At 63.1% G+C, this 7,538-nt stretch carries 8 protein-coding genes; 2 read left to right on the top strand and 6 right to left on the bottom strand.

Annotated elements, in window-relative coordinates:
* From phnD to ACKOED_RS12400, 4 genes are all read right to left on the bottom strand, one after another.
* Window positions 1-731 (bottom strand): phosphonate ABC transporter substrate-binding protein (phnD, locus tag ACKOED_RS12415; protein ID WP_408916910.1); only part of this gene is annotated, 731 nt, incomplete at its 3' end.
* Window positions 732-769: 38 nt separating this feature from the next.
* Window positions 770-1,579 (bottom strand): phosphonate ABC transporter ATP-binding protein, encoded by an 810-nt coding sequence (phnC, locus tag ACKOED_RS12410; RefSeq protein ID WP_408916909.1) that lies wholly within the window; start codon window positions 1,577-1,579, stop codon window positions 770-772.
* An 81-nt stretch (window positions 1,580-1,660) separates the two neighbouring features.
* Window positions 1,661-2,716, bottom strand: a complete 1,056-nt coding sequence (locus tag ACKOED_RS12405; protein WP_408916908.1) for a glycosyltransferase family 4 protein — start codon at window positions 2,714-2,716, stop codon at window positions 1,661-1,663.
* Window positions 2,673-3,497, bottom strand: a complete 825-nt coding sequence (locus tag ACKOED_RS12400) for a UDP-2,3-diacylglucosamine diphosphatase (RefSeq protein WP_408916907.1) — start codon at window positions 3,495-3,497, stop codon at window positions 2,673-2,675. Before ACKOED_RS12400 ends, ACKOED_RS12405 begins: the two co-directional genes overlap by 44 nt.
* A 139-nt stretch (window positions 3,498-3,636) precedes the next feature.
* Here ACKOED_RS12400 and ACKOED_RS12395 point away from each other — a divergent pair, with 139 nt between their 5' ends.
* Window positions 3,637-4,050 carry a hypothetical protein gene (locus tag ACKOED_RS12395; protein ID WP_408916906.1) on the top strand — a complete coding sequence of 138 codons (414 nt, stop codon included), beginning with the start codon at window positions 3,637-3,639 and terminating at the stop codon, window positions 4,048-4,050.
* Here the strand turns inward: ACKOED_RS12395 and ACKOED_RS12390 are convergent.
* Together ACKOED_RS12390 and ACKOED_RS12385 are read right to left on the bottom strand one after the other, a co-directional pair.
* A complete protein-coding gene (locus ACKOED_RS12390; RefSeq protein WP_408916904.1) occupies window positions 4,040-4,471 on the bottom strand; it encodes a hypothetical protein in 432 nt (143 codons plus the stop codon). The two genes, ACKOED_RS12395 and ACKOED_RS12390, sit on opposite strands and share 11 nt — an antisense overlap.
* Before the next feature lie 201 nt (window positions 4,472-4,672).
* On the bottom strand, window positions 4,673-6,451 hold the full coding sequence (locus ACKOED_RS12385) for an NAD(P)/FAD-dependent oxidoreductase (protein WP_408916903.1): 1,779 nt from the start codon (window positions 6,449-6,451) through the stop codon (window positions 4,673-4,675).
* A gap of 258 nt (window positions 6,452-6,709) precedes the next feature.
* Here ACKOED_RS12385 and ACKOED_RS12380 point away from each other — a divergent pair, with 258 nt between their 5' ends.
* Complete coding sequence (locus ACKOED_RS12380; RefSeq protein WP_408916902.1) at window positions 6,710-7,531, top strand: ABC transporter ATP-binding protein; 822 nt, start codon at window positions 6,710-6,712, stop codon at window positions 7,529-7,531.
* Window positions 7,532-7,538: the final 7 nt, after the last annotated feature.

Here is a 7,538-nt window from a genome sequence, read left to right as displayed (position 1 = left end):
AGCGCCGACAGCATGGCGACGGGAGAATTCACAATCTGGTCGGATTTGACGATCATCCGGAAGTCATCGTACTTCGCCATGCCCTTGCGCTCCATGCGGCGGAGCATCGACTCATTGTCGTCGTTCCACCAGTTGAAGGCGCCGTCAACCTGGCCCTGCTGCAGGGCGATGATCGCATTCTCATGGCTGCCGGTGTAGACGACGTTGGCGAAGTAATCTTCCGGCTTGATGCCCATGTTGTTCATCGCGAAGCGCGGAACATTGTTGCCTGACGTCGAGTTCGGGTCAACGAGGCCGAGGTTCTTGCCTTTCAGGTCCTCGAGCTTCTGATAGGGCGAGTCCTTCTTGACCCACAGCACGGAGTAATAGCCCTTGGCGCCGTCCTTGTTCACCTGCATGCCGAAGGGTTCGATCTTGGCGCCGTTCATATAGGCGCGGGCATAGGCCGACGGACCATACTGGGCGATGTGGATGTTGCCGGCGATCTGGCCTTCGATGACCGCCGCGTAATCATTGGCAATGCGCAGCTTCACAGGCACGCCCAGCTGCTTCGTAAGGTACTGGATGAACGGTTCATAGCGCTTCTCGATGCCGGTGGCGTTCTCATCCGGCACGGCGGCGATCACCAGCTCGGGATATTGCTCCTTCCAGCTGGCAAGGGCGGAAGCGCTGCTCAGGGAGAGCGCGGCGAGGCCGGCGGTGGCCTGAAGGAAATTGCGGCGTGTAAGCATCGGTATGTCTCCTGTTTGTTTGGATTGGGGATGTGGCGTCAGGCAACGCTCTTGAGCTGGCCTGAATCATTGACGGGGCGTGCCATCGCCTCCGGAAGGTCAAGCACGTCATTGGCTTCAAGCCCGTAGAGATCAATGACCGCCGCGTCACTCAGGGCGGAGGGGGGGCCATCGAACACCACCCGGCCCTCGCGCATGCCGATCAGCCGCTGGCAATAGGCGCGGGCCAGGTCGAGTGAATGCAAGTTGCACAGCACGGTGATGCTGCGCTCGCGGTTTAGGTCCCTGAGCGCATCCATCACGATCCGGGTGTTGCGCGGGTCCAGCGAAGCCACCGGCTCGTCGGCCAGGATGATGCGCGGGTCCTGCACGAGCGTGCGGGCGATTGCGACGCGTTGCTGCTGACCACCGGAAAGGCTTTCAGCCCGCTGGCCCGCCAGTTCGCCCAGGTCGAGGCGGTCAAGCGCCCGTAGCGCCGTCAGCTTCTCCTTTTCCGGCCAGGTCTTCAGCATGGCGGGAAGCACAGAGATGGCGTTGATCCGGCCCATCAGCACATTGGTCAGCACATCGAGCCGCCCGGCCAGGTTGAATTGCTGGAAGATCATGCCGCAGGAGGCGCGCCAGTCGCGCAACGCCTGGCCGCGCAGAAAGGTCACGTCACGCCCCTCGAAACTGATTCGCCCCTCGGAAGGATCGACCAGCCGGTTGATGCAGCGGAGCAGCGTTGACTTGCCGGCGCCCGAACGGCCGATGATGCCCACGAAGACGCCGTTGCCGACTTCCAGCGAAACACCGGACAGCGCCGCCTTATCGCCGAAACGTTTGCCGAGTGACTCAATTCTGAGCATGGATGCCTTCCTGTTGGAGTGCTGTTAAAACCGAGGCAACGACAGCCGCATGACAGGCGGATTGCAGATATGTGACGGTGGTTATCTTGGCAGGGCTGAAGCGAATTGGCCGGCGCCGTCCGGTGCGGCCCGGAAGCCGCAGGGAACCAGCCAGGACTCGAACATGTCGGCGCAGCGCCGCCAGGAGAACTTCAACGAACCCTCGCGAACACCTTCGCGATTAAGAAGTATGGCGCGCGCAACTGCCTGCTCCAGCGTATCGGCCACAGCACCGGTGACGCCGTCGTCCACCACGTCCAGGGGGCTCGGCGCGTTGTAGGCGGCAACCGGGGTGCCGCAGGCCATGGCCTCCAGCATGACGAGGCCGAAAGTGTCGGTGCGGCTCGGAAACACCATGACATCCGCCGCGGCGAGCGTCCGGGCATAGTCCTCGCCATGGCGGAAGCCGAGAAAATATGCATCCGGCGCAAGCCTTTGCAGGCGCTCACGCTCTGGTCCGTCTCCCACCAGCACCTTGCTGCCTTCAGTCTTGAGAGCGATGAAATCGTCAATGCCCTTCTCCACCGCCAGCCGTCCGGCATAAACCACGATCGGCCTGGGCAGATCGAGGTGATCGCGCGGATAGGGCCTGAACAGGCCGCGATCGACGCCGCGCGTCCAGATCTTCACATTGCGGAAATGGCGGCGTTCCAGCTCGGCGCCGATCGATTGGGTGGGAACCATCACCCCCTGGCTGGGGCTGTGGAAATGGCGGAGGACGCGCCAGCCGAGGCTCAGGACGCCCGGAAGCGGCAGCCGGGCCGCGGCATATTCGGCAAACCGCGTGTGAAAGCCGGTGGTGAAGCGCAGGCCCTGGCGCAGGCAGGCCCGCCGCGCCGTCCAGCCCAGCGGGCCTTCGGTCGCGATATGAATGGCGTCCGGCGCCACTGCGGCGATCTCGGCACTGATATCCGCGACGGTGGCTTCGGTGAGCGATATCTCCGGATAGAGCGGCATCGGCCATGACCGGCGCCCCGCCGGATTGATGGTGCGCACATCGTGGCCTTTCGCGGTGAGCTCCGCGATCAGCGCGTTGAGAGTGCGGACGACGCCGTTAACCTGCGGGGACCAGGCATCCGTCACGATCAGAATGCGCATGGATTCCTTCCGTCGCCGCCTCGAGGCTGACCGCGTTCCAGGTGATGATTTCAAACCGGCCGTCGGCATGCTCGACCAGCGCCGTGCAGCTTTCCACCCAGTCGCCGTCATTGAGATAGTGAATGCCGCCGATGTCACGGTTATCGGGCGTGTGAATGTGGCCGCAGATGACGCCCTGGCAGTTGCGGGCGCGGGCCTCGCGCACCACCGCGTCCTCAAAATGGGATATGAACTCGACCGCTTTCTTGACGCGGTACTTGAGATAGGCGGAGAGCGACCAATAGGGTAGCCGCAAGAAGCGGCGCACCCGGTTTACGCCGGCATTGAGATGCATCGAGAATTCGTAGGCCGTGTCACCCAGCCTGGCGAGCCACGGCGCAAAACGCACCACGCCGTCGAACTTATCGCCGTGCAGCACAAGGTATCTCCGGCCATCGGCGCAGAGATGAATGGCTTCTTCCAATACCGCCACCCGCCCAAAGCGCAGATTGAGGAAATTGCGGAAATTCTCGTCATGATTGCCGGGAATGTAAACGAGCTTGGTGCCCTTGCGCGCCTTGCGCAGCAGTTTCTGGATAACGTCATTGTGCTGCTGGTCCCAGTGCCACGCCTTGCGCAGCGACCAGTTGTCGATGAAATCGCCGACGATATAAAGCTGGTCCGATTCGGTAGCCCTGAGGAAGTCCAGAAGGGCTGCCGTCTTGGCCCGCCTGGTGCCGAGATGAACGTCCGATATGAAGATGGCACGGTAGCGGCGGGGCGCGATCGGAATCGTCAGCATGTCCAAGCCCAGTTGGCTGGGCTACGGATAAGCCTGATTTGTACAACGCTTTTGTGACAGTCATTCCAGACGCTGCCGAGGCGGCGTCCGGCGGCAGTGCGGTCAGCGCCCCCGGAACGGATGTTCGGGGCCTTGTCGGATGAGCGGAATATTGAATACGCCATGGCCGGCACAACCGCCGGCAAAGTCCACCGCCACGGCGCAAACGGGCCAGCGACCTGACACCGTGGGCGGCGAACCGCTGATTGGCGGCATCGAGCTTCGCAGCCTCATTGCCGGCAAGGCCTTCGAGTCCAACTGGATCATCACGGCGTTGAACGCCAGAAGCGCCAGGATGGCGCTCTCGCAACGGCTTCGGCGCCGCTTGCCCTTCGCAATCGACGGCAAGATCTACAAGAGCGGCCACCTCATCGAAAACGCCTTGGGCAAGCTCAAGGAGTTCAAACGCATCGGCATGCGTGCACCGACCAACGACAGCCGTTTCGCGGCCATGACCGATCTCGTATCGTCCGTGATCAATTCCAGACGAATTTCAACAGGCCCTAGTCTTTAAGCCTGATCCTGAGCCCGCTCAGATCAACCGAGAACTTGAATCCGGCTTGCCGGCCCGATACCTCAAGCTCCACGCCGCGGGCATTGCGCAACCGGGCGACGGCGGCGCCGCCGGCGACCGCAACGCCAGAGCCGATGGCGGAGTAGGTGCCCTCGATATCGCCCGGCCGCTTGAGATTGCGAACGCGGCCCACGAAATCGGCTGACGACACGCCGATTGTGGCGCCGAAACTAACCCCGCCAATGCGCAGCGGATAACGCTCGCCCTTGTAGAGCAGCGCACCGGTTCCGCCGCCCAAACCGAAGATCAGGCCAGCCCTGGCGATGCGGAACTCTATACGGCCGGAGGCCGCCATCGCCGCCGAGGCGCCGGCCACGCTCGCCGCGGCTGGAACGACCGCCAGGGCGAAAGCCGCCCGCATAAGCTGCCGTCGCGACGGGCTGACCGGTTCAGAAGCATTTCGAGCCGAAAAAACTGGTTTGGAAGTCATGGCTATGCCCTTTCATTCTGGTGGCAATTCGCGGTGCAAATCCGGCTTTAACCAAGGGAAGGTCAATATACTAACGTCAGGTTGAATTCAAGACGCGAGGCGCCGCACAGCACGGCCGGGCCGGCAGCCTGTTCAGTAGACCGGCGTTTCCATTCCTTCAAAGCGGGCCTTCAGCTGCAACGCCACGAATTTGGAATTGAACCGCGAGAGATGCAGATTGCCGCCGTGAAACCACAGGTTCGGATGGCGCAGCGGTTTCCACATGTTGCGGAGCTCGCCCTCCCAGGGGCCGGGATCGCCGCGCGTGCCGGAGCCATAGCCCCAGTTGGGCCCGATCAGGTCCGCCGCCTCGCGCGAGACGATCTTGGCCACCCACTCATTCATCGGCAGGTAGCCCGTGGCATAGACGATCACGTCCGCCTTCACTTCCGATCCATCGGTCAGAATGGCGGCGTCCCCGGTGAGGCGGGCGATTTCCGCCCGCGGCTTCACCTTGATGCCGCCGGACGCGATGATGTCGGAACAGCCGACATCGAGATAATAGCCCGAGCCGGTGCGCAGCGCCTTCATCATCAGGCCGGAGCCGTCCGGTCCGTAGTCGGTCATGAAGCCCTGGGCGTTGAGCCGGCCGATCAGATCGGCGTCGCGGGCCGCGATCTCGGCATAGACAGGCCGCTGCAGGTCGGCCATCAGGCGGAATGGCACGGAGGCGAAGATCATGTCCGCCTTGTCGACATCGATCCCCTTCGCCGCCGCTTCTTGCGAGTAGATCGGCGCAAAGGCGATTTCCATGAGCGATTCCGAGCGCACCACCGTGGTGGGCGTGCGCTGGATCATGGTGACTTCCGCGGCCTCGTGCTCCCAGAAATCCGCGCACACGTCATGCGCGGAGCTGTTGGCGCCCACCACGACGCAGCGTTTGCCGCGGAACGGCTCCCCCGAAACATGTTTCGAGGAATGATACTGCACGCCGGCGAAGGTCTCGGCGCCCGGCGGGCGCAGCTCACGCGGCGGCCCATAGGAGCCGGTGGCGAACACCAGATGCCGGGGTCTCAGCGTCAGGGTCTGGCCCTGCCGCGTCACCTCCACGCTCCAGTCCTGGGAAGCTTCGTCAAACCGTGCCCCGGTGACTTCCGCGGAGGTCCAGTAATTGAGTTCCATCAGCGTCACATAGGCTTCCAGCCAGTCGCCCATCTTGTCCTTCGGCGTGAACACCGGCCAGTGATCCGGGAACGGGATATAGGGCAGATGATCGTACCAGACCGGGTCATGCAGCACGAGCGAACGGTAGCGGTTGCGCCAGGAATCGCCGGCGCGGGCATTCTTCTCGATAATGAGCGCCGGAACGCCCAGGCGCTTCAGCCGGGCGCCAAGCGCGATGCCGCCCTGGCCGCCGCCGATGATGAGAACATAAGGCTGCCTGCTGATGCCGAGTTCCGCCTGCTCGGCGCGGCGCAGGTCGGTCCAGGTCCGGCGGCCACGCTGGGCGCCATGCTCAAGACCTCTCTCGCGCGTGACGCCTGATTTCTCCTCATGACCTTTCAGTTCCTGCAGCGTGGTGAGGATCGTGTAGCCCAGCCCGTTCCGCAGCCGCAGATGGCCGGTGCCGCGCCCGGCATCTGTCTCGAACCGGAACCAGGCCTCGAGCGCGTCACCGTTGCGGCTGGCGGGTTCCGTCAGCGTGAAGCCGCGTGGCTGGGCGCGGGGCAAGGTGGCGCGCAGCATGTCAGCCAGCCCGTCGCGGCCCTCGACCGTGCGGATGTTCCAGGTGAGCGCCACCAGGTCACGCCAATAGCACTCCTCGCCAAACAGCCGGGCCGCCGCGGTGGCGTCCTGGCGGCTGAGCGCTGCCTCCAGCGTTGCTAGCCAGGCGGCCGCTTCAAGGCTGTCAGGATCGGGATGGACGGTCATGCTCTATCCTCTTAACGCCAGTCACCGGATGATCTCCGCGCGCCCGCGACATGATGCAATGCGGAAAATCGCTGCAGAGCAAAATCGATGGCGCATGATTTGACGAGTTGACACGTCATCTTGTCAATATCGCTATTGCGTGGTCCGGGATTCTGTAACATCATTTCTGCATTCGGCAATTGATAAACCGGCTCAAGTCCGGGAAGCGAGTGCCGTCGCCAACCCTGACCTCGAACATTCGGAAAGATTGCAGTGTCGATGACGGAGAGCACCATTGTGGCGGGTCCCGCGCAGGGCAAAGCCAGGGTCAAGATGGCGATCCGCGACGCCACCAAAATCTACGAGACCAGGAGCGGCGGTGTGCATGCGCTCGACAATGTGTCGCTCGATGTGCGGGAAGGCGAATTCCTCTGCATCCTGGGGCCTTCCGGCTGCGGAAAGACGACGCTGCTGTGGTCGATGGCCGGACTGCATTCGCTGACCTCCGGCGATATCATGCTGGGCAGCGAGCGGATTGTGAAGCCGAACCCCGAGATCGCCATGATCTTCCAGGACGCCAATCTGCTGCCGTGGCGCAATCTCATCAAGAACATCGAACTGCCGTTCGAATTGAAGCGCCGCCCGCCGGACCGCGCGGCGATCGCCAGGCTGCTGGACCGCGTGGGCCTCGCCGGATTCGAAACCAAGATGCCGCGCGAATTGTCCGGCGGCATGCAGCAGCGCGCCTCGATCGTGCGCAGCCTGTCGGTCAATCCATCGGTGCTGCTCATGGACGAGCCCTTCGGCGCGCTCGACGCCTTCACCCGCGACGAGATGAACCTGCTCATTCAGGAAATCTGGATGGAGACGAAAAAGACCATCGCCTTCGTCACCCATTCCATTGCTGAGGCCATCTTCCTCGCCGACCGCGTGGCGGTGATGTCGGCGCGGCCCGGCCGCATCGCCGAGATCTACGACATCGATATTCCAAGGCCACGCTCGATCGACATTCAGACGGAGCCGTCGTTCATCAAGCGCGTGCTTGAAATCAAGTCGCGCATCGAGCATGGCCGCGGCGGCGCGCGCGTGGCGATCACTTAAGGAGGCG

Source organism: Aestuariivirga sp. (assembly GCF_046093005.1).
Lineage (GTDB): Bacteria > Pseudomonadota > Alphaproteobacteria > Rhizobiales > Aestuariivirgaceae > Aestuariivirga.
The sequence above is the reverse complement of the archived record's forward strand: the minus strand, read 5'-3'. Positions and strand labels throughout refer to the sequence as shown.

Coding starts and splice junctions, on each gene's coding strand:
- phnC (WP_408916909.1), bottom strand. CDS start 1,579: ATGCTCAGAATTGAGTCACTCGGCAAACGTTTCGGCGATAAGGCGGCG.
- ACKOED_RS12405 (WP_408916908.1), bottom strand. CDS start 2,716: ATGCGCATTCTGATCGTGACGGATGCCTGGTCCCCGCAGGTTAACGGC.
- ACKOED_RS12400 (WP_408916907.1), bottom strand. CDS start 3,497: ATGCTGACGATTCCGATCGCGCCCCGCCGCTACCGTGCCATCTTCATA.
- ACKOED_RS12395 (WP_408916906.1), top strand. CDS start 3,637: ATGAGCGGAATATTGAATACGCCATGGCCGGCACAACCGCCGGCAAAG.
- ACKOED_RS12390 (WP_408916904.1), bottom strand. CDS start 4,471: ATGCGGGCGGCTTTCGCCCTGGCGGTCGTTCCAGCCGCGGCGAGCGTG.
- ACKOED_RS12385 (WP_408916903.1), bottom strand. CDS start 6,451: ATGACCGTCCATCCCGATCCTGACAGCCTTGAAGCGGCCGCCTGGCTA.
- ACKOED_RS12380 (WP_408916902.1), top strand. CDS start 6,710: ATGACGGAGAGCACCATTGTGGCGGGTCCCGCGCAGGGCAAAGCCAGG.